Here is a 24,251-nt window from a genome sequence, read left to right on the forward strand (position 1 = left end):
AAACCCGAGCAAGGGCCCAAAAAGCCCGCGCTCATTACCTATGAAGATATGAGACCAGCAGGGGCTTCCGGGCTGGTACCCGGAAAATCTGCAGGATCCAGGTGGCGTGGTTAGTCGCTGTGTTCGGACTTTTCCAGGTTTGCGTGGTTCTTGCCGATCCGTCCCCTAACCGAGGGTGACCAAGCATGCAAGAAAGCGTGATGCAGCGCATGTGGGAAAGCGCCCACCTTTCAGGTGGTAACGCTGCATATGTGGAAGAGCTCTACGAGCTCTACCTGCACGACCCTAACGCTGTGCCAGAAGAGTGGCGCACCTACTTCCAGAAGTTGCCCGCCGACGGCAGCACCGCTACCGACGTATCGCACTCTACGATCCGCGACCATTTCGTACTGCTGGCAAAGAACCAGCGCCGCGCCCAACCGGTTTCCGCCGGGAGCGTGAGCAGTGAACACGAGAAGAAGCAGGTTGAAGTGCTGCGACTGATCCAGGCCTATCGTATGCGCGGCCATCAGGCTGCCAAGCTCGACCCGTTGGGGTTGTGGCAGCGCCCTGCGCCTGTAGACCTGTCGATCAATCACTACGGCTTGACCAATGCCGACCTTGATACGACCTTCCGTGCCGGCGACCTGTTCATCGGCAAAGAGGAAGCGAGCCTACGCGAAATCTTCGAGGCGCTGCAGAAGACATATTGTCGCACCATTGGCGCCGAGTTCACCCACATCGTCGATTCCGAGCAACGCAGCTGGTTCCAGCAGCGCCTCGAAAGCGTTCGTGGCCGTCCTGATTTCTCCGTTGACGTGCAGACTCACCTGCTCGAGCGCGTTACCGCGGGTGAAGGCCTGGAGAAATACCTGGGCACCAAGTACCCGGGTACCAAGCGCTTCGGTCTGGAAGGCGGCGAAAGCCTGATTCCGATGCTGGACGAAATGATCCAGCGTTCCGGCTCCTACGGCACCAAGGAAGTCGTGATCGGCATGGCCCACCGTGGCCGTCTGAACGTGCTCGTCAACACCTTCGGCAAGAACCCGCGCGAGCTGTTCGACGAGTTCGAAGGCAAGAAGATGAACGAGCTGGGCTCCGGTGACGTGAAGTATCACCAGGGCTTCTCCAGCAACGTCATGACCCCTGGTGGTGAAGTCCACCTGGCAATGGCGTTCAACCCGTCCCACCTGGAAATCGTCTCGCCAGTGGTAGAGGGTTCGGTTCGTGCCCGCCAGGACCGCCGCAACGACACTGTCGGCGACAAGGTCCTGCCGATCTCGATCCACGGCGACGCGGCCTTCGCAGGCCAGGGCGTGGTCATGGAAACCTTCCAGATGTCGCAGACCCGCGGTTTCAAGACCGGCGGTACCGTGCACATCGTGATCAACAACCAGGTCGGTTTCACCATCAGCAACCCGCTGGACGCGCGCTCCACCGAGTACGCCACCGACGTGGCCAAGATGATCCAGGCGCCGATCCTGCACGTGAACGGCGACGATCCGGAAGCTGTGCTGTTCGTGACGCAATTGGCCATCGACTACCGCATGCAGTTCAAGCGTGACGTGGTGATCGACCTGGTCTGCTACCGTCGTCGCGGCCACAACGAGGCCGACGAGCCGAACGGCACCCAGCCGCTGATGTACCAGCAGATCACCAAGCAGCGCACCACCCGTGAGCTGTACGCCGACGCGCTGATTCAAGCCGGTCGTATCGACGCCGAGCGCGCTCAGGCCAAGATCGACGAGTACCGCAACGCGCTGGACAATGGCCTGCACGTGGTCAAGAGCCTGGTCAAGGAGCCTAACCGCGAGCTGTTCGTCGACTGGCGTCCGTACCTGGGCCATGCCTGGACCGCGCGTCACGACACGCGCTTCGACCTCAAGACCCTGCAGGAGCTGTCGGCCAAGCTGCTCGAGCTGCCGGAAGGTTTCGTAGTCCAGCGCCAGGTTGCCAAGATCTACGAAGATCGCCAGAAGATGCAGGCCGGTGGCTTGCCGATCAACTGGGGTTACGCAGAAACCATGGCCTACGCCACTCTGCAGTTCGAAGGTCACCCGATCCGCATGACCGGCCAGGACATCGGCCGTGGCACCTTCTCGCACCGTCACGCGGTGCTGCACAACCAGAAGGACGCCAGCACCTACGTTCCGCTGAAGAATCTGTTCCCGGGCCAGCCGAAGTTCGAACTGTACGACTCCTACCTCTCGGAAGAAGCTGTACTGGCCTTCGAATACGGCTACTCCACCACCACGCCGAACGCGCTGGTGATCTGGGAAGCTCAGTTCGGTGACTTCGCCAACGGTGCGCAGGTGGTGATCGACCAGTTCATCACCAGCGGCGAGCACAAGTGGGGTCGTCTGTGCGGCCTGACCATGCTGCTGCCACACGGCTACGAAGGGCAGGGTCCCGAGCACTCCTCGGCGCGTCTGGAGCGCTACCTGCAGCTGTGCGCCGAGCACAACATTCAGGTGTGCGTACCGACCACGCCGGCGCAGATCTACCACCTGCTGCGTCGTCAGGTCATCCGTCCGCTGCGCAAGCCGCTGATCGTGCTGACGCCAAAGTCGCTGCTGCGCCACAAGCTGGCCATCTCGACGCTGGAAGATCTGGCAGAAGGTTCGTTCCAGACCGTGATCCCGGAAATCGATGCCATCGATCCGGCCAAGGTCGAGCGCCTGGTGCTGTGCAGCGGCAAGGTCTACTACGACCTGCTGGAAAAACGCCGTGCCGAAGGCCGCGAAGACATCGCCATCGTGCGTATCGAGCAGCTGTATCCGTTCCCTGAGGACGACCTGGTCGAGATCCTGGCGCCTTACACCAACCTCAAGCATGCAGTGTGGTGTCAGGAAGAGCCGATGAACCAGGGTGCCTGGTACAGCAGCCAGCATCACATGCGCCGTATCCTGGGCCGCCACAACAAGGCGCTGGTCCTGGAGTACGCCGGTCGCGACGCTTCTGCCGCGCCAGCCTGTGGTTACGCATCGAAGCACGCCGAACAGCAGGAAAAGCTGCTGCAAGACGCGTTCACTGTCTAATGCCTTCGCGCACCTGAAACCGAATTTAAGGAAACACTGATAATGGCTATCGAGATCAAAGCCCCAACCTTCCCGGAATCGGTTGCCGATGGCACCGTTGCCACCTGGCACAAGAAGCCGGGCGAAGCCGTCAAGCGTGACGAGCTGATCGTCGACATCGAGACCGACAAGGTCGTCCTGGAAGTCCTGGCCACCGCCGATGGCGTGCTGGGCGACATTGTCAAGGGCGAGGGCGACACCGTCCTGTCCGACGAAGTCCTGGGTTCGATCGTTGAAGGTGGCACTGCTGCTGCAGCTCCTGCTGCCGCCGCCGCTCCTGCTGCCGCTCCGGCCGCTGCTGGCGCCGACGCTGGCGAAGACGACCCGGTTGCCGCCCCTGCCGCGCGCAAGCTGGCCGAAGAGAACGGCATCGACCTGGCGACCGTTTCCGGTACCGGTAAAGGCGGTCGCATCACCAAGGAAGATGTGGTGGCTGCAGTCGCCAACAAGAAGTCGGCCCCTGCCGCACCTGCTGCCAAGCCGGCTGCTGCTGCCGCTGCTACGGTTGTCGTCGCTGCTGGCGATCGCACCGAGAAGCGCGTGCCGATGACCCGCCTGCGCGCCAAGATCGCCGAGCGTCTGGTCGAAGCCCAGTCGAGCATGGCCATGCTGACCACCTTCAACGAAGTCGACATGACCGAAGTCATGGCCCTGCGTTCGAAGTACAAGGACCTGTTCGAGAAGACCCACAACGGCGTACGCCTGGGCTTCATGTCGTTCTTCGTCAAGGCTGCCACCGAGGCGCTGAAGCGCTTCCCGGCAGTCAACGCTTCGATCGATGGCAACGACATCGTCTACCATGGCTACGCGGACGTCGGCGTTGCCGTCTCCAGCGACCGTGGCCTGGTGGTACCGGTGCTGCGCAATGCCGAGTCGATGTCGCTGGCCGAGATCGAGAACGGCATCGCCACCTTCGGCAAGAAGGCCCGTGACGGCAAGCTGTCGATCGAAGAGATGACCGGCGGTACCTTCACCATCACCAACGGTGGTACCTTCGGCTCGATGATGTCGACCCCGATCGTCAACCCGCCGCAGGCCGCGATCCTGGGTATGCACAACATCATCCAGCGTCCGATGGCGATCAATGGCCAAGTGGTCATTCGCCCGATGATGTACCTGGCGCTGTCCTATGACCACCGCCTGATCGACGGCAAGGAAGCGGTAACCTTCCTGGTGACCATCAAGAACCTGCTGGAAGATCCGTCCCGTCTGCTGCTGGACATCTAATCACGCAGCTGCACGCTGCAGGCGACAGGCTCCCGACCGGAGCAGGTCGCCTTGCCGCGTGCGGCTTGTAGCTTGAAGCTGATAAGGAATCTTTTATGACCCAGAAATTCGACGTAGTGGTGATTGGTGCGGGTCCTGGCGGCTATGTTGCTGCCATCAAGGCTGCCCAACTTGGTCTGAAGACTGCCTGTATCGAGAAGTACACCGACGCCGAGGGCAAGCTGGCCCTGGGCGGCACCTGCCTGAACGTAGGTTGCATTCCTTCCAAGGCGCTGCTGGACAGCTCCTGGAAATACAAGGAAGCAAAAGAAAGCTTCAACGTCCACGGCATCTCCACTGGCGAAGTGAAGATGGACGTCGCCGCGATGGTTGGCCGCAAGGCTGGCATCGTCAAGAACCTGACCGGTGGCGTTGCCACCCTGTTCAAGGCCAACGGCGTTACTTCGATCCAGGGCCACGGCAAGCTGCTGGCTGGCAAGAAAGTCGAAGTCACCAAGGCTGACGGTACCACCGAAGTCATCGAAGCCGAGAACGTGATCCTGGCCTCCGGCTCGCGTCCGATCGACATTCCGCCGGCTCCGGTCGACCAGAACGTCATCGTCGACTCCACCGGCGCCCTGGAATTCCAATCGGTACCCAAGCGCCTGGGCGTGATCGGCGCTGGCGTCATCGGCCTGGAGCTGGGCTCGGTCTGGGCTCGCCTGGGTGCTGAAGTGACCGTGCTGGAAGCGCTGGACACCTTCCTGATGGCTGCCGACACCGCCGTCTCGAAAGAAGCTCAGAAGACCCTGACCAAGCAAGGCCTGGACATCAAGCTGGGCGCGCGCGTCACTGGCTCCAAAGTCAACGGCGACGAAGTCGAAGTCACCTACACCAACGCCGAAGGCGAGCAGAAGATCGTCTTCGACAAGCTGATCGTTGCGGTCGGCCGTCGTCCTGTGACCACTGATCTGCTGGCTGCCGACAGCGGTGTGAACATCGACGAGCGTGGCTACATCTTCGTCGACGACTACTGCGCCACCAGCGTGCCGGGCGTCTACGCCATCGGCGACGTGGTTCGCGGCATGATGCTGGCACACAAGGCCTCGGAAGAGGGCATCATGGTCGTCGAGCGCATCAAGGGCCACAAGGCTCAGATGAACTACGACCTGATCCCTTCGGTTATCTACACCCACCCGGAAATCGCGTGGGTCGGCAAGACCGAACAAGCATTGAAAGCCGAAGGCGTTGAGGTTAACGTGGGCACCTTCCCGTTCGCGGCCAGCGGCCGTGCGATGGCTGCCAACGACACCGGTGGCTTCGTCAAGGTCATCGCCGATGCCAAGACCGACCGCGTACTGGGTGTTCACGTGATCGGCCCATCGGCTGCCGAGCTGGTTCAGCAAGGCGCGATCGCAATGGAATTCGGCACCAGTGCCGAGGACCTGGGCATGATGGTCTTCAGCCATCCGACCCTGTCCGAAGCGTTGCATGAAGCAGCGCTGGCTGTGAATGGCGGTGCCATTCACGTGGCCAACCGTAAGAAGCGTTAATTATAAAAACCACGGCGGGCTGCCCGTCGTGGGTCTTGCGTGCAAGATCCACCGCGGAATGTCCGCCGGACCGGGCCACCGGAAAAATCCGGGGTTAACGGTCACAGGTGGCGCGGCTCTGGAAACAGCGCAGCGCCGAAGCGCAGTACCTAACGAAGACGGTAAAAAGCATGAATCTTCACGAGTATCAGGGTAAACAGCTGTTCGCTGAGTACGGCCTGCCAGTTTCCAAGGGTTTCGCTGTAGATACCCCTGAGCAAGCCGCAGAAGCCTGCGACAAGATCGGCGGTTCCGAGTGGGTTGTCAAAGCCCAGGTCCACGCTGGTGGTCGCGGTAAAGCGGGCGGCGTCAAGCTGGTTCGCAGCAAGGAAGACGCCAAGGCGTTCGCTGCGCAGTGGTTGGGCAAGAATCTGGTTACCTACCAGACTGACGCCAACGGTCAGCCAGTCTCCAAGATCCTGGTCGAATCCTGCACTGACATCGCCAAAGAGCTGTACCTGGGCGCTGTAGTGGATCGTTCGAGCCGTCGTATCGTGTTCATGGCTTCCACCGAAGGTGGCGTGGACATCGAGAAAGTCGCTCACGAAACTCCTGAGAAGATCCTCAAGGCTACCATCGACCCGCTGGTCGGCGCTCAGCCGTTCCAGGGTCGCGAGCTGGCATTCCAGCTGGGCCTGGAAGGCAAGCAAGTACAACAGTTCGCCAAGATCTTCGTAGGTCTGGCCAAGCTGTTCAAGGATCACGACCTGGCCCTGCTGGAAGTGAACCCGCTGGTGATCAAGGCCGACGGCGACCTGCACTGCCTCGATGCCAAGATCAACATCGATGCCAACGCCATGTACCGTCAGCCTAAGCTGAAGACCTTCCACGACCCGTCCCAGGACGACGCCCGTGAAGCCCACGCTGCCAAGTTCGAACTGAACTACGTAGCGCTGGAAGGCAACATCGGCTGCATGGTCAACGGTGCCGGTCTGGCCATGGGTACCATGGACATCGTCAACCTGCACGGCGGCAAGCCAGCCAACTTCCTCGACGTTGGCGGCGGCGCTACCAAGGAACGCGTTACCGAAGCGTTCAAGATCATCCTGTCCGACAGCAATGTCGCGGCCGTTCTGGTCAACATCTTCGGTGGTATCGTTCGTTGCGACATGATTGCCGAAGGCATCATCGGTGCAGTGAAAGAAGTCGGCGTGAAAGTACCGGTCGTTGTCCGCCTCGAAGGCAACAACGCCGAACTGGGCGCTAAAGTACTGGCAGAAAGCGGTTTGAACATCATTGCGGCAACCAGCCTGACCGACGCTGCTCAACAAGTTGTCAAAGCTGCGGAGGGCAAGTAATGAGCGTCCTGATCAATAAAGACACCAAAGTCATCTGCCAGGGCTTCACCGGCTCGCAGGGCACTTTCCACTCCGAACAAGCCATCGCCTACGGCACCAAGATGGTCGGCGGCGTCACCCCAGGCAAGGGTGGCACCACCCACCTGGGCCTGCCGGTGTTCAACACCGTCAAGGAAGCTGTGGAAGCAACCGGCGCTGACGCTTCGGTCATCTACGTTCCGGCTCCGTTCTGCAAAGACTCGATCCTGGAAGCGGCCTTTGGCGGCATCAAGCTAATCGTCTGCATCACCGAAGGTATTCCTACCCTCGACATGCTGGACGCCAAGGTCAAGTGCGACGAGCTGGGTGTCACCCTGATCGGCCCTAACTGCCCAGGCGTCATCACTCCGGGCGAGTGCAAGATCGGCATCATGCCAGGTCACATTCACTTGCCAGGCAAGGTCGGTATCGTTTCCCGTTCCGGCACCCTGACCTACGAAGCGGTCAAGCAGACCACCGACGCCGGCTTCGGCCAGTCGACCTGCGTCGGCATCGGCGGTGACCCGATCCCAGGCTCCAACTTCATCGACATCCTGAAGCTGTTCCAGGAAGACCCGAAGACCGAAGCGATCGTCATGATCGGTGAGATCGGCGGTTCGGCTGAAGAAGAAGCTGCTGCCTACATCAAGGCCAACGTCACCAAGCCTGTCGTTTCCTACATCGCTGGCGTTACCGCACCTGCGGGCAAGCGTATGGGCCACGCTGGCGCCATCATCTCCGGCGGCAAAGGCACTGCAGACGAGAAATTCGCTGCACTGCAGGACGCTGGCGTGAAGACCGTGCGTTCCCTGGCTGACATCGGCAAGGCCTTGGCCGAGCTGACTGGCTGGGAAGCCAAGAAGTAAGTAACACGCTATACCCCCCACGCGCACAGAGGCCACCTTCGGGTGGCCTTTGTCGTTCTGGGTCGTCCCGCGATGGGCCCGGAAATGACAACTCAGATTATTCGATCGGGCCCATAGGATTTTTCCAGCAGACGATGGTTTCAATCCGAGGATAATCCAGCCATCCTCGGTCACGCAGACGACAAACACATACGCACATCGGACAACCAGCACCATTGCAGTGCGTTTGCCCGGTAAATTCTGTAACCTACGCGTTCACTCTGTGCCCGTACCCCAAAAGGGAACGACACGCTAAACGGGTCTGGCTCATCAAGCCGGGCAGCATTTCCCTCATCCATGTGGAAATCCCTTCTCGAATCCCGATTTCAGCAGTGTGGTACTTCCTTAAATGAAAGTGTTAAAAGGCCAGGATATCCTGGCGCTTGGCTTTATGACGTTCGCGCTTTTCGTCGGTGCGGGCAATATCATCTTCCCGCCTATCGTTGGCCTGCAGTCCGGTCCGCACGTGTGGATGGCGGCGCTGGGCTTCCTGGTCACCGCCGTGGGTCTGCCAGTCATTACCGTGGTTGCCCTGGCGAAGGTCGGTGGCGGGATGGATGCCCTGAGCAGCCCGATCGGCAAGTTCTTCGGCGGCCTGTTGGCGGCAGTCTGCTACCTCTCGGTCGGCCCGCTGTTCGCTACCCCGCGCACCGCGACCGTTTCGTTCGAGGTGGGTGTGGCGCCACTGACCGGTGAAAGCCCGCTGGCGCTGTTCATCTACAGCCTGGTGTACTTCGCTGTGGTGCTGGCCGTGTCGATGTATCCGGGCAAGCTGCTCGATACCGTCGGTCGCTTCCTGGCACCGTTGAAGATCATCGCCCTGGCGGTGCTCGGCATTGCTGCCTTCGCGCTGCCAGCGGGCTCGATTGGTGACGCGCAGCCGGCTTACGTCGCAGCTCCGTTCTCCCAAGGCTTCATCAATGGCTACCTGACCATGGATACCCTCGGTGCCCTGGTGTTCGGCATCGTCATCGTCAACGCCATTCGCTCGCGCGGTGTGGAATCGCCCAAGCTGATCACTCGCTATGCCATCATCGCCGGCCTGATCGCCGGTGTAGGCCTGGCCCTGGTGTACATCAGCCTGTTCCGCCTCGGCGCCGGCAGCCATGAGATCGCTGCGAATGCGAGCAACGGTGCTGCGGTTCTGCATGCCTACGTGCAGCACACCTTCGGCTCGCTGGGCAGTGGTTTCCTGGCCGTGCTGATCGCGCTGGCCTGCCTGGTCACTGCCGTGGGCCTGACCTGTGCCTGTGCCGAGTACTTCAGCCAGATCCTGCCGCTGTCGTACCGCGCCCTGGTGGTGATCCTGGCAGGCTTCTCGTTGCTGATCTCGAACCTGGGCCTGACCAAGCTGATCATGTTCTCGATCCCGGTGCTGACCGCCATCTACCCGCCATGCATCGTGGTCGTGGGCCTGAGCTTCGTGAAGGACCTGTGGAACTCGCCTGTACGCATTCTTGCGCCGGTCATGCTGGTTTCGCTGCTGTTCGGCATGGTCGATGCGATCAAGGGCAGCAGCCTGGCGCACATCCTGCCGGACGCGGTGGCGCACTTGCCGCTGAGCGAGCAGGGCCTGGCCTGGCTGGTACCTTCGGTGATCGCTCTGGCCGCCGCGGTGGTCTGTGATCGTCTGCTCGGCAAGCCACGCGAGGCGCTGGCCTGATGGGTTGAAGCCTGCAGCAGGTGCTGGCCACAAGCCCATTGGCACTTGCTGGGTGTTTGAACCCGAAGCCCCGTATCCGAAAGGATACGGGGCTTTTTGTTGGCAATGAGGTTTTCAGAGCCCAAGTGTGCCTTTCGGCGATGGCCAGCGTCGAATTCGGACTCTAATCTCTCTATGCACCGGCCTCGGAAACCCTGCATGACCTTCATCCAAAGCAATCTCCACAACCTGCTGGCCATCGCCTGGTTCGCGCTATGCTGGGGCGGCTACACCCGCTACGCCACCTGGAAGGGGCGCGACACTGCGTGCCTGGCCAGCGTCCTGCATCTCTACCGGGAAGATTGGATGCGCCGTATGTTGCTGCGCGACAACCGCATCGCCGACGCCAGCGTGATCGGCAACCTGGAGCGCAATGCCTCGTTTTTTGCCTCGAGCACCCTGATCATCCTGGCAGGTATCCTCACCGTGCTCGGCGCCTCCGATCGCGCGCTGTCGCTGCTGGCCGACCTGCCGCTGGTGCAGCAGGCCTCGCAGGGGATGTCGGAGATCAAGCTGCTGTGCCTGGCGCTGGTGTTCGTCTATGCCTTCTTCACCTTCAGTTGGTGCATGCGCCAATACAATTTCGCTGCGGTGTTGGTGGGTTCGGCGCCGATGATCGGTGAGCGGCAGGTCAGCGAGCTGGAGCGCAAAGCCTTCGCTTCACGCGCGGCGAGGGTGCTTTCGCTGGCGGCCAACCAGTTCAACCTGGGGCTGCGCTCGTATTACTTCGGCATGGCCATGCTCAGTTGGTTCGTCAGTCCGTGGATGTTCATGGTGCTGAGTATCGGAGTCGTATTCATTCTGTACCGAAGGGAGTTCCACTCCCATGTACTGGAAGTGATGGTCTTCACACCCACCGAAAGTGTGCACAGCGAAGCGGGCAAGGACACTTCGGTACATATGAATTGATAGACACTGACTGAAGCGTTTCATCAGTTAGTTGCAGGCACAAAAAAACCCGACGCAAGTCGGGTTTTTCCGTTCAGCATAATTACTGCTTGGCAGGTTCGGCCGGAGCAGTGGAAGGTGCCGGAGTGGAAGGCTGGGCTTCCTCGGCGGCTTTCTGCTGCGCTTCGGCCTGATCTTTGGCGGCTTCGGCGTTTTCCTTGGCGGCCTCGTTCACTTTATCCTGAGCCTCGCCCATCTTCTCCTGGGCTTGCTCGGCATGTTGCTGTGCGTCCTGGGCTTTGTCTTCGCTCGCCTTGTCGCAAGCAGCCAGGCCCATGGCAGCGGCCAGCATCAGAGCAAAAGCAAAAGGTTTACGCATGGGGTGTTTCTCCTTGGTGGAATAACTTACTTGAAACCTTCGAGTCCATCCGCCAGCCATAAGTTCAACGCAGGTTGCAGATATATAACACCCCGTTCTATATCGACTTTTCCGTTGATTTGTGAAATGTCGAGTCGGCAAGGAGTACGCGGACCATGAGTGAGACTGCCTTGATGGCGATGGCTGGACGTTTTCTTTCAGCGCTCAGGCATTGCCAGGTGTTGCAGATGCGTGTCCATCACGCTGATGCCGAGGGCATGACCCTGGTACTGCCCTGGTCGGCAGCGATCGTTGGCAATCCACAGACTGGCGCTGTCCATGGCGGCGTGCTGACCACGCTGATGGACACCACCTGCGGCATGGCCACCCTATGTGTACTGCCGCAGTTCGAAGTCTGCCCGACCCTGGACCTGCGTATCGACTATATGCATCCTGCGCAGCCTGGCAAGGACATCCATGGCCATGCCCAGTGTTATCGCGTCACGCGTGATGTGATCTTCACCCGCGGCACGGCCTATCAGGACGATCCTGCTCAGCCGATCTGTCAGGTGGTCGGCACCTTCATGCGTCTTGGGCAGGAAGCCCGTGGTGGTATCCGTTTCGGCAGCGGCCTCAAGGAGGGCAGGGCATGATTCCCGAGGAAGTTCGCAAGCAGCTGACTCAGGCCCATGCCCGCGGCGACTATGCGCCGTTGCTGGCGCTGATTCCCTATGCCGGGCTGATCGGCATCGAATGCGAGCGCCAGGGCGATGATCTGCTGTTCCGCCTGCCGGCCAATCAGGACAACATCGGCAACCCTTTGCTGCCGGCCATCCATGGGGGCGTCATTGCGGGTTTCATGGAGCTTTCGGCAGCGCTCTATCTGCTGATTTTCAGCGAGAGCCTGAGCATTCCCAAGATCATCGATTTCTCCATCGACTACCTGCGCGCCGGGCACTACCGCGACACGTATGCCCAGTGCCAACTATGGCGCCAGGGCCGTCGAGTGACCAACGTGGCGATTACCGCCTGGCAAGGCGATCGCGACTCGCCTATCGCCACTGCCCGGGCGCATTTCAAGATCGAACCGCATAAGCCCTTGAAATAGTCGGACCTGCCCCCATCTGCTGAACATCTGCCCGGCCATGCGCAATTGCCGTCGGGTGCAATGACCAACAGATCGGAGTTTGAAGACGATGAGTGTGGAGACTCAAAAAGAAACCCTGGGCTTCCAGACCGAGGTCAAGCAACTGCTGCACCTCATGATCCATTCGCTGTACTCGAACAAGGAGATCTTCCTGCGCGAGCTGATCTCCAACGCCTCTGACGCTGCCGACAAGCTGCGTTTCGAAGCCCTGGCCAAGCCTGAGCTGCTCGAAGGCGATGCCGATCTGAAGATTCGCGTCAGCTTCGACAAGGATGCTGGCACCGTGACGCTGGAGGACAACGGTATCGGCATGAGCCGCGCCGATGTCATCGCGCACCTGGGCACCATCGCCAAGTCCGGCACCGCCGACTTCATGAAGAACCTCACCGGCGACCAGAAGAAGGACTCGCACCTGATCGGTCAGTTCGGTGTGGGCTTCTACTCTGCCTTCATCGTCGCCGACAAGGTCGATGTCTTCAGCCGTCGTGCCGGCGCACCTGCAGCCGAAGGCGTGCACTGGTCGTCCAAAGGCGAGGGCGACTTCGAAGTCGCCACCATCGACAAGCCGCAGCGCGGCACCCGCATCGTCCTGCACTTGAAGAAGGACGAGCAGGAGTTCGCCGACGGCTGGCGTCTGCGCAACGTGGTCAAGAAGTACTCCGACCACATTGCTCTGCCGATCCAGCTGCCCAAGGAGCAGGCTGCTGCCGCCGAAGGCGAAGAACAGCCGGCCGAGGAATGGGAAACCGTCAACCGCGCCAGCGCCCTGTGGACCCGTTCGCGTACCGAGATCAAGGACGAGGAATACCAGGAGTTCTACAAACACATCGGCCATGACTTCGAGAACCCGCTGGCCTGGAGCCACAACAAGGTCGAAGGCAAGCTCGAGTACAACTCGCTGCTGTACGTACCGGCCCGCGCCCCCTTCGACCTGTACCAGCGCGAAGCGCCGCGCGGCCTGAAGCTGTATGTGCAGCGCGTGTTCATCATGGACCAGGCCGAGTCGTTCCTGCCGCTGTATCTGCGCTTCATCAAGGGTGTGGTCGACTCCAACGACCTGTCGCTGAACGTGTCGCGTGAAATCCTGCAGAAAGACCCGATCATCGACTCGATGAAGTCGGCCCTGACCAAGCGCGTATTGGACATGCTGGAGAAGCTGGCCAAGAACGAGCCCGAGCAGTACAAAGGCTTCTGGAAGAACTTCGGCCAGGTGCTGAAGGAAGGCCCGGCGGAAGACTTCGCCAACAAGGAGAAGATCGCAGGCCTGCTGCGCTTTGCCTCCACCCACGACGACAGCGGCGAACAGAGCGTCAGCCTGGCGGACTACCTGGCCCGCGCCAAGGAAGGCCAGGACAAGATCTACTACCTCACCGGTGAGTCGTATGCGCAGGTGAAGAACAGCCCGCACCTGGAAGTCTTCCGCAAGAAAGGCATCGAAGTGCTGCTGCTGACCGATCGCATCGACGAGTGGCTGATGAGCTACCTGAGCGAGTTCGAAGGCAAGGGCTTTGTTGACGTCGCTCGTGGCGACCTGGACCTGGGCAAGCTGGATTCCGAAGAGGACAAGAAGGCCCAGGAAGAAGTCGCCAAGGACAAGGAAGGGCTGGTCGAGCGTCTGAAGAGTGCGCTGGGTGAAAGCGTGGCTGAAGTGCGCGTTTCCCACCGCCTGACCGACTCGCCGGCGATCCTGGCCATTGGCGAGCAGGACCTGGGCTTGCAGATGCGCCAGATCCTCGAGGCCAGCGGGCAGAAGGTGCCGGATTCCAAGCCGATCTTCGAGTTCAACCCGACTCACCCGCTGATCGAGAAGCTCGACAGCGAGCAGAGCGAGGACCGCTTCTCGGAGCTGTCGCACATCCTGTTCGACCAGGCGGCCTTGGCTGCCGGTGACAGCCTGAAGGATCCGGCGGCGTACGTACGTCGCTTGAACAAGCTGCTGGTCGAGCTGTCGGCCTGAGTTCGAGCTTCATGAAAAAACCCGCTTCGGCGGGTTTTTTTGTGCCCGTTCACACTTATCAATTACAGGCTCGCTTTTTTCTAATGTGACCTTTCTGGTAATCATGAAGATCGTCAGCATCGGCTAGCCTTTTGCACCGGGGTCCGTACACACTAGGGTTGTGATACGGAACAGTTCCAGGTTCAGGAGGAGTTTGATGAGCAAGGTAATCGTCGAGTCGCTGGTCTATCACGTTTCCGGCAGAGGCTATGAAAGCCGTCTGGTTTACGAGCCGGGGGCGTTGGGGCGACCAGGGCTGGTGATGGCGCCGAATTGGATGGGCATCGGCGAAGGTGCCGAGCGAATCGCCAAGGAAGTGGCCGAGAAGGGCTATGTGGTGCTGATCGCCGACCTGTATGGCCAGGGCGTGCGTCCGTCGAACGCCGATGAGGCCGGTGCGGCGATGATGCCGCTGAAAAATGACCGCGCCGAGCTGCGCAAGCGCATGCAGGAAGCCCTGGCGCAATTGCTCGGGCAGTCCAAGGCGCTGCTGGCGCCGGGCAAGGTAGGTACCTTTGGTTTCTGCTTCGGCGGCTGCTGCGCCCTGGAGCTGGCACGTACCGGCGCTGATCTGAAAGCGGCGGTGTCGTTCCACGGCACCCTGGACACGCCGAACCCTGAAGATGCCAAGCGCATCAAGGGCTCGGTGCTGGTGCTCCACGGTGCTTCCGACCCGCTGGTGCCCCAGGAGCAACTGCCGACGTTCGAGGCTGAAATGAACGCTGCCAAGGTTGATTGGCAACTGTTGAGCTATGGCGGTGCGGTACATTCGTTTACCGACCCGAATGCCAACGTGCCGGGCAAGATGCAGTACGACCGTCGCACCTCGGAGCGGGCCTTCCGCGCGATGCACAATCTGCTGGAAGAAGTGTTTTCACACTGACGGTGTATTGGGGCTGCTATGCAGCCCTTCGCGGTCAAGCCCGCTCCCACAGGTGCAGCGCTGCTTGTCAGGGTTGCTCCATCCTTGTGGGAGCGGGCTTGCCGGCGAACGGCCGCAAAGCGGCCGAACCTAGCGAGGTAGCTCGATCCGGGAGGTCTCCCCCGGCACCTGCGGCCAGTCACCTGCCGCCCAGCGTGCCCGGGCCTGTTCGATCAACTGCGGATCACTGGCAACGAAATTCCAGTTCATCCGCCGAGGTCCGTCCAGCGGCGCGCCGCCTATCAGCACCAACTGGCACTCGCCTTCGGCATACAGCTCCACTGCTTCGCCCTCTGGCAGCACCACCAGGCTGCACGCCTCTACCTCGTCGCCGTTTAGCACCAGCTCGCCGTCGAGCAGGTACAGTGCTCGTTGTGCGTGCTCGTTCGGCACGATCAGCGAGGTTGCCGCCTGCATCTGCACCTGGGCGTAGAGGGTAGGAGAGAGCACCGGTACTGGCGACTCCAGGCAGAATCCGGTACCGGCGATCAGGCGGATGCGTACCCCCAGGTTGTCACTCACCGGTAAGCTGCTTGCGGGGTGGTAGCTGTAGCTCGGGTCGCCTTGTTCGTGCGTCTTGGGCGATGCCAGCCATACCTGCAGGCCGTGCAGCCGCGAACCCTCGTCGAGGGCTTGTGCCGGTGTCCGCTCCACATGGGCCACGCCGCGTCCGGCAGTCATCAAACTGACGTCACCTGGCAGTACGTGCTGGTTCGAGCCCAGGCTGTCCTTGTGCAGGATTTCCCCTTCGAACAGGTAGGTCAGGGTCGACAGGCCGATATGCGGGTGCTGGCGGATGTCCATGCCGCTGCCGGGGGCGTAGTCGGTTTCCAGCATGTGGTCGAAGAACACGAAGGGGCCGACGCTGCGGCACTGAGCCGATGGCAGGGGGCGCAGGATCGGTTGGCCCTCCACCGATTCGGCGCGTGGGCGGATGATCAGGGGGCTGCTCATGGTCGGGCTCCGGGCGGGCAGGGGATGCGCCTAGCATAGCGGGTCGCGGCGGCGTGCTGAACCGTCTTGCAGGTGCGCGGGTCTACCCTGTTCCTGACTGGAACAAGGAAGCTGCTCCATGATTGCTAGAGTGCTGGCCTGCATATTGTTGTCTGGATGCTTGTGTCAGGCGACGCAGGCGCGCGACTACCGCTACAGTGACGCCCATCTGCATTACGTCGACTTCTTCCAGGAAACCGAAGGCATGCCTGCACTGCTGAAAGCCATGGACGAGGCCGGCGTCGAGCACGCGATGATTTCCGGTATCCCGGTGGCGAAGAAATGGCATGAGGATGAACCCAAGCGCCCACGCTATTACGCGGGCGACGATGCTGATGCCTACTGGTTCAGTGCTACCGATATCCATGTAGTGGCAGCGGTGCAGAAGTTGTCGGCCGAACAGCAGAAACGCTTTCATCCATTCCTGTCGGGTTTCAACCCGGTGGACAAGAACGCGGTCAGTCACATTGAGCGCATGCTCGACTTGCATCCGGGGTTCTGGCAGGGCATCGGTGAGGTGTTCACCCGGCATGATGACCTCACTGCACTGACCAGCGGTGACACACCGCGAGCCAACAACGAAGCGATGACACGCATCTATCACCTGGCAGCCGAGCGTGACTTGCCGGTGCTGGTGCATTCGAACATCACCTCCAAGCGTGAGCGTAACCCGTTGTACCTGGCGGAGATCGAGGAGCCGCTGCGCAATCATCCCCATACGCGTTTCATCTGGGCCCATGCCGGTACCAGCATGGAGATCCATCGTCACCAGACGCAGATGGACTTCATCCTGCCAACGCTTGCGCGCATGCTCGAGGCTTATCCGAATCTGTACATCGACCTGTCGTGGAGTGTACTGAAGCCCTATCTGCTGGATGAGCAGGGCCAGCCCCGCAAGGCGTGGCTGGCGCTGGTCGAGCGCTTCCCCGATCGATTCATGCTGGGTTCGGATGTGGTGGGCAAGTTCGGCAGCGTCGGCGAGCAGATGCACGGATTCGAGCCGTTTCTGGATGCGTTGCCTGAAGCCGTGGCGCGCAAGGTGGCGAGGGATAATTTCCTTGCGGTGCTGCCCAGGCAGCGTTGAACTGCCGACCCTTTCGCAGGCAACACAAATGAAAACGCCCCGAACCAGTCGGGGCGTTTTCGTTGTCGCAGCAGCGTCTTACTTGCCAGTCCAGCGCTTGAGCACCAGGGTGGCGTTGGTGCCGCCGAAGCCGAAGCTGTTGCTCATGACCGTGTCGATCTTGGCGTTTTCTTCGGTCTGACGCAGTACCGGCAGGTCGGCGACCTCTGGGTCCAGTTCGTCGATGTTGGCGGAGCCGGCGATGAAGTTGTTTTCCATCATCAGCAGGCAGTAGATCGCCTCGTGCACGCCAGCGGCGCCCAGCGAGTGGCCGGACAGGCTCTTGGTCGAGCTGATCTTGGGTGCCTTGTCGCCGAACACTTCGCGCACGCCTTTCATTTCAGCGACGTCGCCGACCGGCGTCGAGGTGCCGTGGGTGTTCAGGTAATCGATCGGGGTGTCGACGGTGGACAGCGCCTGCTGCATGCAGCGGATCGCGCCTTCGCCGCTTGGGGCGACCATGTCGTAACCATCGGAAGTCGCACCGTAGCCGACGATTTCGGCGTAGATCTTGGCGCCACGGGCCAAGGCGTGTTCCAGCTCCTCGACCACTACCATGCCGCCACCGCCAGCGATGACAAAGCCATCACGGTCAGCGTCGTAGGCGCGCGAGGCCAGCTCAGGGGTTTCGTTGCGCTTGGTCGACAGGGCGCCCATGGCATCGAATAGGAACGACTGACTCCAGTGCTCTTCTTCACCGCCGCCGGCGAAGACGATGTCTTGTTTGCCCCACTGGATCTGCTCCAGCGCGGTGCCGATGCAGTGTGCGGAGGTGGCACAGGCCGACGAGATCGAGTAGTTGATGCCCTTGATCTTGAACGGGGTAGCCAGGCACGCCGATACGGTGCTGCCCATGGTACGGGTGACACGGTACGGGCCGACACGCTTGACGCCTTTCTCGCGCAGGGTGTCCAGTGCTTCCATCTGGTTCAGGGTCGAAGCGCCGCCGGAACCTGCAACCAGGCCGGTGCGTGGGCTGGACACCTGCTCTTCGGTCAGGCCTGCGTCCTTGATCGCGTCCTGCATCGCCAGGTAGGCGTAGGCGGCGGCGTGACCGACGAAGCGATAGACCTTGCGGTCGATCAACTCTTCAAGGTTCAGGTCGATAGAGCCGGAAACCTGGCTACGCAGCCCCATTTCCTTGTATTCCGGGTTGTAACGGATACCCGGACGGCTGTTGCGCAGGTTTTCGGTGACGGTAGCTTTGTCATTGCCCAGGCACGAAACGATGCCCAGACCAGTGATAACGACGCGGCGCATGCGAATAACCCTTAGAAATTGTCAGTGGAGGTGAACACGCCGACCCGCAGGCCTTCGGCGGTGTAGATCTCGCGACCGTCGACGCTGACCGAGCCATCGGCGATGGCCATGTTCAGCTTACCTTTCAGGACGCGCTTGATGTGGATGTTGTAGGTGACTTTCTTGGCGGTAGGCAGCACCTGGCCGAAGAACTTCACTTCGCCCGAACCCAGTGCGCGACCGCGGCCCGGCAAGCCTTGCCAGCCGAGGAAAAAGCCAACCAGCTGCCACATGGCGTCGAGGCCCAGGCAGCCCGGCATCACCGGATCGCCTTCGAAGTGGCAGGCGAAGAACCACAGGTCTGGAGTGATATCCAGCTCGGCGACCAATTCACCTTTGCCGAACTTGCCGCCTTCCTCACTGATGTGGGTGATGCGGTCTACCATCAGCATGTTCGGGGCGGGCAGTTGCGCATTACCGGGGCCGAACAGCTCACCGCGACTGCAGCGCAGCAGGTCTTCCCGAGTAAAGGCGTGTTGTTTGGTCATGCGAGCTCCTCAATAACCCCCTGTGGCAGGGGATGAATCTTCCCGGCCAACCCGAAATCCTAGAGAGTCCGGGCGGCAGCCTACAGGTAGACTATTGCGTTGTGGTGAAAGTCACAGCGCACCTGGCAAAAGAAGTACAGGTGTGCACTGAAAGTTTTATTTTCAGGGCCAACGACGGCCCTGTCCAGTCTTTAAGACTGCCGCACTTTATCATTAATCGCCAGTCGCGGCTGTCCGGCCGGGCAACCAGCGCTGCAGAATGCGTTGCAGATCGGTGCGTTTGAACGGTTTGCTCAGGTAATCGTTCATTCCTGCAGCCAGGCAGCGTTCACGATCGCCCTGCAGAGCATTGGCGGTCAAGGCGATGATCGGCAGTTGCGCGCCGTGCTGGCGGATGCGGCGTGTGGCTTCGTAGCCGTCCATCTGGGGCAGGCGACAGTCCATCAGGATCGCCGCAAAACTTTGCTGGCCCGCCATTTCCACCGCTTGCGCGCCGTCCAGTGCCACGCTGACCTCGAAGCCCAAGCTGCGCAGCATGGCTTCGATGACGCTCTGGTTGACCGGATTGTCTTCCACCAGCAGGACGCGCTGGCCGTCGCCACCCAGCAGTGCGTCATGCTCGTGACCGAGCAGGCGCGCTGCTGGCTTGCTCGACAGCATCAAAGGGACTTCCAGGGTGAAGGTCGAACCCATGCCCTCGCGGCTTTCGCCGCGCAACTTGCCGCCCATGCGCTCGGCCAGAGTGCGGGCGATGGACAGGCCCAACCCGGTGCCGCCGTAACGCCTTGAAATAGAACTGTCGGCTTGCTGGAAGGCGATGAACATCGTTTCCAGGCGATCGCTGTCGATACCGATGCCGGTATCGCGGACCGCGCAGGTCAGCCAGAGCAGCTGACGGTCGAGCATTTGCCAGCGGGCCTCGATCTCCACTTCGCCGCGCTCGGTGAACTTCAACGCATTGCCTACCAGGTTCAACAGGATCTGGCGGATGCGTGTCGGATCGCCGATCACTTGCAGGCGGTCCATGCCCGGCGGCAGGTGCAGGTGCAGGGCCAGGTTGCGCTGTTGAGCGCTGTGCTGGAACGATTGCACGCTGCTGGCAATCAGCTCGCCAAGGTTGAAATCGATGTGCTCCAGTTCCAGGCTGGTGCGTTCGATACGCGAGAAGTCGAGGATGTCGTTGATCACCTTGAGCAGGTGGCCGGTGGACTCGCTGGCCACGGCCGTGTATTCGGCTTGCTCACCGGTCAGCGGGGTGGTTTCCAGCAACTGCAGCATGCCGAGTACGCCGTTCATCGGGGTCCGCAGCTCGTGGCTCATCATCGCCAGGAAGTCGGACTTGGCGCGGTTGGCCTGCTCGGCCTCCTCGCGCGCCTGGGTCAACTGGGCAATGGCCTGGCTCTGCTCGTGGCTGGCCTGGTCCAGGGCGCTGGCAAGGTTGTTGATGTGGCGTGCCAGATGGCCCAGTTCGCTATCGTCGACCACTGGCAATGGGGCGTTGAACTCGCCCTGCTGGATGGCCTCGACCGCATGCCCCATGTCACTGATCGGCTTGGACAGGCTCCTGGCCAGGCGCCGGGCGAGAAGAAAGGTGAACAGCAAGGCGAACAGCGCGAGAATGCCGGCCTTGATCACGATCTCCTGTTGGCGTTCGCTGAAGGCGTCGTCGGACATGCCGACGATCACTCGCCCCAGGTAATCGTCGCCAATGCTGGGGGGCGTCTTGCCTTCCTGCAGGAAGTCGTTGTCCAGGCGGATCTGTTGCAGGCGAATGGGCGCCTGGAACACCTCGACGCGCTGGGCGCGGCTGACGCTTTCACCCGACTGCTCGACGTAGACCAGGATGTGGTTGCGGCTGTCCTGCACCTCGAGAAAACGCACGTGAGGGATGCTCAGGGTCGCCCGCATCAAGCTTTCGAGCACCTCGTTGTTGCCTGAGATCACCCCGTATTCGGAGGCTGGCGCCAGTTGGTTGGCGATCAGTTGACCGGTGTGGTTGAGCTCCTGCCGCAAGTCCTGGATACGCACGAAGGTAAAGAAGCTGATCAACAGCAGGGTCAGCAGCAGCGCGGGCCCCAGGCTGATGATCTGGGTGCGTGTGTGGATGTCCCAGCTCAGGCGCTTGGTCATGGGGTGGGTTCTCCTTCGGCCAGGGCCAGGGCGGCGGCGTTCGGATCGATGGGTTCCAGGCCCAGGGCGCGGGCGACCTGCTGGTTGCCGCTGACCCCGTAGTGTTCGGGATAGAGACTACGGGGCCAGTGTGCCGGTGGCTGGTCGAGCAAGTCGTCGAGTACTGCCAGCCAGTCGTCCTGGTCGCTGTAGGTGCTCGCCAGGGCGCCAGCGCGAACGAAGCCGGCGTTGGGGCCGATCAGCGCCATCTGTCGGCCATAGCTGCTGAGCAGGACGTTCTTGGCGGTCTTGGAGTTGTACAACTCGGGATCGTCGATTCCCAACAGAACGTCGCTGTTGCCCAGCAGGTGCTGCAACGGGCGGCTGTCACGCAGGTCGGCCCAGTCCTGGGCGACGATCTCCAGACCCAGGCCACGCGCAGCCTGGCGCAGCTCATCGATCAGAAAGCGGCTGCCGGGGCCGTACAGCACGCCAATGCGTCGCGCTTGCGGTAGCAGGTAGCGGGTCAGGCGCAGTTGCCGTGGCAGTGGCGGGTCGCTCCACAGCAGGCTCAGGTAGGAGGGGCGCGACTTTCCCAGGCGCTGTTCGGCCTGCACGCGGCTGACCCGCAGGACCAGCGCCGCAGGACCTGCGGTTTCGCCCATGCGCCAGTCGAGTGCGACGTTGTCCAGCAGGATCAAGCGGGTCTCGGGTTTGAGCAACGCTGGGCGGGGCAGTTGCGCCACGGTCTGGAAGCGCACGTGGTCGTGAGGGCGGCGTGCCTCCAGTGCGGCGACGAAACTGCGCACACCGGGCTGGTCTTCGCTGCCCACCAGCAGGATTTCGCTGGCCGAAAGCGCGCCCATCGGCCACAGGCACAGCAGCAACAGGCGCAGCAGGCGCAGCATCAGAACTCCAGCTCCGCGCTGAAACTCAGGCGATGGCGGCTGTCGTAGCGGTTCTGCTCGATGGTGGTGGGCTGGTCGTCCAGCCGCTGCTGCCACAGCGCGGCGAGCTCCAGCGAGCTGCCATACACCCGCAGGCGCTTGGCCACGCGCAGGTCTATACGCTCGTAGCGGTATTGGTTGAGGGCGTCGTCACCATAATAGAAGAGGGCACTCGACCATCCCTGGCCCCAGTCGCGCATCCAGCCGGCCGAGCCGCTGTTGCGTGCGCTGAGGCGGCGGTCGTCGGGGTTGCTGGCCCAGGCGTCGACGTAGGCATACGTCAGGCGCAGACGGTCGCGCATGCTCAGGCGCCAGTCCAGTTGTGTCTCGGTGCCGCTGAAGCGGGACTTGTTGGCATTGCTGGCGATGTACTGGTTGTTCTTCAGCGGCTCGCTGATCATCCCGGTGATTTCGTCGTAGAACAGCTTGACGTCCAGGCTCAGGTCGATGTCCGCGAAGTAGCCGTTGTAGCCCAGCTCGCGCGAGCGCATGCGCTCCTGGTCGAGGTTGCCCGGGCCACGGGTCTTGACGAAGTATTCACCGTTCTGCAAACCCAGCGCGTTGGGCGTGAGGTTCTTGACCGTGTAGCTCCAGTTGACGTTGTTCTCGAACATGTCCGGCGAACGTACGGCCTCGGAGTACACCGCACGCAGGCCGTGGCGCGGGGTGATCAGGTAGTTGACCGCCACGCGCGGAGTCAGCGAGCTGCCGGACAACTCGCTGTCCTCGAACATGGCCCCACCCTGGAGGATCCAGTGTTCGTCGGCGCGCCATTCGAGCTGTCCGAACAAGCGCCAGGTGCGGTCGTCGAGGCTGCCGTTGAAGTAGGTCTGCGAGTCGGCACGGTCATAGCGGTAGTTGAAGCCGCTGAGCAGGCGCAGGGTGTCGGTGAGGCTCAGGGTATCCTGGATTTCCAGGTCGTAGCGGGTTTCGCGTGTGCTCTGGTCGACATCACCGCAGACTTCACGGTTACCGCCGTTGTCCCACTGGCTCTTGATCTGGTTGCGCAGGCTCTGCAATACCGGGTCGTTGTTGTTGGGCGGGTTGTTGGCGTTGCGCGCCACTTGTTCGGCGTAGTCTGGATTGAGTTGCCACAGCCGGGTCAACTCGGGGCTGAAAGCCAGCGTCGCATCGCAAGCACGCCATACCTGCTGGCGGTCGAACTGCTGCGCCGAGCCCTGTACGTACAGGCTGTGCTCGGGGCTGAAGTCGATGTTCCAGCGCACCGAGCCCGCGTAATCCTTGGCGTTGAGGTCGGCGTTGTCGCCACGCCCGGTGATGAAGGGGAACACCGGGGTATAGGTGTAGGGGCGTTGGTTGCTGCCTTCCTTGGCCGCCAGTTGCCATTCGAGGGTCTGGTCGGGCGCCAGGGTGTGGCTGGCGCTGAGGTTGAAGCGGGTCAGCCGGCGGCTGTCGCGGTAGTCCTGGCCGTACTGGTTCTTGTCGAAGCCATCGTCCTGCATGCCGGACATCGACAGGCGCAGATCGCCGCCTTCCCAGCCGAAGCCCTGGCTGGCATAGAAATCGTTGATGCCATCCTGGCCCTGGGTGATCTTCAGTCGCGTGCCGTGGCTGTCGGCGGGGCTGCGGGTGAGGATGTTGACCACGGCCATCAGGGCGTTGGCACCATAGCTGACGGTATTGGGGCCGCGGAACACCTCGATGCGTTCGATATCCTCGATCGCCAGCGGGATATCGCTCCAGTCCACGGTGGCGAGGCCTGCGCGGTACACCGAACGGCCGTCGATCAGCACCTGCATGCGCCGGGCGTCGTTGACGTTGCTGCCATGGTAGTTGACGGTCGGCTGGTTACCGGCGCCGTAGCCGATCATCATGCCGGGCACCAGGCGCAAAAGCTCGGGGATGTCTCGCGCGCCGCTGGCGCGGATCAGTTCGCTGTCGAGCACGGTCATGCTGCCGGGCACTGCGGCCGGGGATTGTTTCAGACGTGTGGCGGTCAGAACCTGCGGCAGGTCCTGGTTGTCGATGAACAGGTCATCGGCCATGGCCGAACCCCCGAGCAGGGCGGTCAGCAACAGCAGGCGGGGTGCAGGAGGCGTGCCTGGGAACACGTGACGGCCTTGTGTGCGGGATAAACCAGGCATGGTAACCGACCGTGGGGGTTTTTCCAGTGATCTGCGCTGGATTTGCCACCCTCTTTCGGATAAATCCCTTCTGGCAAGGCATGCGTGCGCGCGCCGTGC

General features: G+C 61.6%; 19 protein-coding genes. 12 read left to right on the forward strand and 7 right to left on the reverse strand.

Features of this window, described 5'->3' with window-relative positions; translation table 11 throughout:
• Positions 1-185: 185 nt before the first annotated feature.
• From IAE40_RS05915 to IAE40_RS05945, 7 genes are all read left to right on the forward strand, one after another.
• Positions 186-3,017, forward strand: a complete 2,832-nt coding sequence (locus tag IAE40_RS05915; RefSeq protein ID WP_063545586.1) for a 2-oxoglutarate dehydrogenase E1 component — start codon at positions 186-188, stop codon at positions 3,015-3,017.
• 42 nt (positions 3,018-3,059) lie between these two features.
• Positions 3,060-4,283 (forward strand): 2-oxoglutarate dehydrogenase complex dihydrolipoyllysine-residue succinyltransferase, encoded by a 1,224-nt coding sequence (gene odhB / locus IAE40_RS05920; RefSeq protein ID WP_200602825.1) that lies wholly within the window; start codon positions 3,060-3,062, stop codon positions 4,281-4,283.
• Positions 4,284-4,378: 95 nt separating this feature from the next.
• Entirely contained in the window at positions 4,379-5,815 is a 1,437-nt protein-coding gene (gene lpdA / locus IAE40_RS05925; RefSeq protein WP_054894251.1) for a dihydrolipoyl dehydrogenase, read from the forward strand.
• 170 nt (positions 5,816-5,985) lie between these two features.
• Positions 5,986-7,152, forward strand: coding sequence for an ADP-forming succinate--CoA ligase subunit beta (sucC, locus tag IAE40_RS05930; RefSeq protein ID WP_011534748.1), 1,167 nt, complete (start codon positions 5,986-5,988; stop codon positions 7,150-7,152).
• Entirely contained in the window at positions 7,152-8,036 is an 885-nt protein-coding gene (gene sucD / locus IAE40_RS05935) for a succinate--CoA ligase subunit alpha (protein WP_016393102.1), read from the forward strand. Before sucC ends, sucD begins: the two co-directional genes overlap by 1 nt.
• Positions 8,037-8,424: 388 nt before the next feature.
• Positions 8,425-9,738, forward strand: coding sequence for a branched-chain amino acid transport system II carrier protein (gene brnQ / locus IAE40_RS05940; protein WP_054894250.1), 1,314 nt, complete (start codon positions 8,425-8,427; stop codon positions 9,736-9,738).
• A gap of 198 nt (positions 9,739-9,936) precedes the next feature.
• On the forward strand, positions 9,937-10,686 hold the full coding sequence (locus IAE40_RS05945) for a DUF599 domain-containing protein (protein WP_200602826.1): 750 nt from the start codon (positions 9,937-9,939) through the stop codon (positions 10,684-10,686).
• A gap of 82 nt (positions 10,687-10,768) precedes the next feature.
• Here IAE40_RS05945 and IAE40_RS05950 read toward each other — a convergent pair whose 3' ends face one another.
• A complete protein-coding gene (locus tag IAE40_RS05950) occupies positions 10,769-11,044 on the reverse strand; it encodes a hypothetical protein (RefSeq protein WP_054894248.1) in 276 nt (91 codons plus the stop codon).
• Between the two features lie 155 nt (positions 11,045-11,199).
• Between IAE40_RS05950 and IAE40_RS05955 the strand changes: the two genes are divergently transcribed.
• From IAE40_RS05955 to IAE40_RS05970, 4 genes are all read left to right on the forward strand, one after another.
• Positions 11,200-11,676, forward strand: coding sequence for a PaaI family thioesterase (locus IAE40_RS05955; RefSeq protein WP_200602827.1), 477 nt, complete (start codon positions 11,200-11,202; stop codon positions 11,674-11,676).
• A complete protein-coding gene (locus IAE40_RS05960) occupies positions 11,673-12,131 on the forward strand; it encodes a PaaI family thioesterase (protein WP_054894246.1) in 459 nt (152 codons plus the stop codon). The genes IAE40_RS05955 and IAE40_RS05960 overlap by 4 nt, the downstream gene beginning before the upstream one ends.
• 88 nt (positions 12,132-12,219) lie before the next feature.
• Positions 12,220-14,127: a molecular chaperone HtpG gene (gene htpG / locus IAE40_RS05965; protein ID WP_200602828.1), complete on the forward strand. Its 1,908-nt coding sequence runs from the start codon at positions 12,220-12,222 to the stop codon at positions 14,125-14,127.
• Positions 14,128-14,323: 196 nt separating this feature from the next.
• Complete coding sequence (locus IAE40_RS05970; protein WP_200602829.1) at positions 14,324-15,049, forward strand: dienelactone hydrolase family protein; 726 nt, start codon at positions 14,324-14,326, stop codon at positions 15,047-15,049.
• A 129-nt stretch (positions 15,050-15,178) separates the two neighbouring features.
• On the opposite strand, the gene IAE40_RS05975 is transcribed toward IAE40_RS05970, so the two are convergent.
• Positions 15,179-16,042, reverse strand: a complete 864-nt coding sequence (locus IAE40_RS05975; protein WP_200602830.1) for a pirin family protein — start codon at positions 16,040-16,042, stop codon at positions 15,179-15,181.
• Between the two features lie 118 nt (positions 16,043-16,160).
• Between IAE40_RS05975 and IAE40_RS05980 the strand changes: the two genes are divergently transcribed.
• Positions 16,161-17,165 (forward strand): amidohydrolase family protein, encoded by a 1,005-nt coding sequence (locus tag IAE40_RS05980; RefSeq protein ID WP_197891662.1) that lies wholly within the window; start codon positions 16,161-16,163, stop codon positions 17,163-17,165.
• A gap of 78 nt (positions 17,166-17,243) precedes the next feature.
• On the opposite strand, the gene fabB is transcribed toward IAE40_RS05980, so the two are convergent.
• The 5 genes from fabB to IAE40_RS06005 form a co-directional block, all read right to left on the reverse strand.
• Positions 17,244-18,464, reverse strand: coding sequence for a beta-ketoacyl-ACP synthase I (gene fabB / locus IAE40_RS05985; protein ID WP_054894239.1), 1,221 nt, complete (start codon positions 18,462-18,464; stop codon positions 17,244-17,246).
• Positions 18,465-18,475: 11 nt separating this feature from the next.
• Entirely contained in the window at positions 18,476-18,991 is a 516-nt protein-coding gene (gene fabA, locus IAE40_RS05990; RefSeq protein WP_054894238.1) for a 3-hydroxyacyl-[acyl-carrier-protein] dehydratase FabA, read from the reverse strand.
• A gap of 213 nt (positions 18,992-19,204) precedes the next feature.
• Positions 19,205-21,121 carry a response regulator gene (locus IAE40_RS05995; protein WP_200602831.1) on the reverse strand — a complete coding sequence of 639 codons (1,917 nt, stop codon included), beginning with the start codon at positions 21,119-21,121 and terminating at the stop codon, positions 19,205-19,207.
• Positions 21,118-22,008, reverse strand: coding sequence for an ABC transporter substrate-binding protein (locus IAE40_RS06000; RefSeq protein ID WP_153774959.1), 891 nt, complete (start codon positions 22,006-22,008; stop codon positions 21,118-21,120). Before IAE40_RS06000 ends, IAE40_RS05995 begins: the two co-directional genes overlap by 4 nt.
• Positions 22,008-24,119 (reverse strand): TonB-dependent receptor plug domain-containing protein, encoded by a 2,112-nt coding sequence (locus tag IAE40_RS06005; protein WP_153774979.1) that lies wholly within the window; start codon positions 24,117-24,119, stop codon positions 22,008-22,010. The genes IAE40_RS06000 and IAE40_RS06005 overlap by 1 nt, the downstream gene beginning before the upstream one ends.
• Positions 24,120-24,251: the final 132 nt, after the last annotated feature.

The sequence above is a fragment of the Pseudomonas sp. S44 genome (genome assembly GCF_016624805.1).
Taxonomy (GTDB): Bacteria; Pseudomonadota; Gammaproteobacteria; order Pseudomonadales; family Pseudomonadaceae; genus Aquipseudomonas; species Aquipseudomonas machongensis.

What these genes read in the sequence shown, in the direction of transcription:
- IAE40_RS05915 (WP_063545586.1), top strand. Translation starts at nt 186, where the DNA reads ATGCAAGAAAGCGTGATGCAGCGCATGTGGGAAAGCGCCCACCTTTCA.
- odhB (WP_200602825.1), top strand. Translation starts at nt 3,060, where the DNA reads ATGGCTATCGAGATCAAAGCCCCAACCTTCCCGGAATCGGTTGCCGAT.
- lpdA (WP_054894251.1), top strand. Translation starts at nt 4,379, where the DNA reads ATGACCCAGAAATTCGACGTAGTGGTGATTGGTGCGGGTCCTGGCGGC.
- sucC (WP_011534748.1), top strand. Translation starts at nt 5,986, where the DNA reads ATGAATCTTCACGAGTATCAGGGTAAACAGCTGTTCGCTGAGTACGGC.
- sucD (WP_016393102.1), top strand. Translation starts at nt 7,152, where the DNA reads ATGAGCGTCCTGATCAATAAAGACACCAAAGTCATCTGCCAGGGCTTC.
- brnQ (WP_054894250.1), top strand. Translation starts at nt 8,425, where the DNA reads ATGAAAGTGTTAAAAGGCCAGGATATCCTGGCGCTTGGCTTTATGACG.
- IAE40_RS05945 (WP_200602826.1), top strand. Translation starts at nt 9,937, where the DNA reads ATGACCTTCATCCAAAGCAATCTCCACAACCTGCTGGCCATCGCCTGG.
- IAE40_RS05950 (WP_054894248.1), bottom strand. Translation starts at nt 11,044, where the DNA reads ATGCGTAAACCTTTTGCTTTTGCTCTGATGCTGGCCGCTGCCATGGGC.
- IAE40_RS05955 (WP_200602827.1), top strand. Translation starts at nt 11,200, where the DNA reads ATGAGTGAGACTGCCTTGATGGCGATGGCTGGACGTTTTCTTTCAGCG.
- IAE40_RS05960 (WP_054894246.1), top strand. Translation starts at nt 11,673, where the DNA reads ATGATTCCCGAGGAAGTTCGCAAGCAGCTGACTCAGGCCCATGCCCGC.
- htpG (WP_200602828.1), top strand. Translation starts at nt 12,220, where the DNA reads ATGAGTGTGGAGACTCAAAAAGAAACCCTGGGCTTCCAGACCGAGGTC.
- IAE40_RS05970 (WP_200602829.1), top strand. Translation starts at nt 14,324, where the DNA reads ATGAGCAAGGTAATCGTCGAGTCGCTGGTCTATCACGTTTCCGGCAGA.
- IAE40_RS05975 (WP_200602830.1), bottom strand. Translation starts at nt 16,042, where the DNA reads ATGAGCAGCCCCCTGATCATCCGCCCACGCGCCGAATCGGTGGAGGGC.
- IAE40_RS05980 (WP_197891662.1), top strand. Translation starts at nt 16,161, where the DNA reads ATGATTGCTAGAGTGCTGGCCTGCATATTGTTGTCTGGATGCTTGTGT.
- fabB (WP_054894239.1), bottom strand. Translation starts at nt 18,464, where the DNA reads ATGCGCCGCGTCGTTATCACTGGTCTGGGCATCGTTTCGTGCCTGGGC.
- fabA (WP_054894238.1), bottom strand. Translation starts at nt 18,991, where the DNA reads ATGACCAAACAACACGCCTTTACTCGGGAAGACCTGCTGCGCTGCAGT.
- IAE40_RS05995 (WP_200602831.1), bottom strand. Translation starts at nt 21,121, where the DNA reads ATGACCAAGCGCCTGAGCTGGGACATCCACACACGCACCCAGATCATC.
- IAE40_RS06000 (WP_153774959.1), bottom strand. Translation starts at nt 22,008, where the DNA reads ATGCTGCGCCTGCTGCGCCTGTTGCTGCTGTGCCTGTGGCCGATGGGC.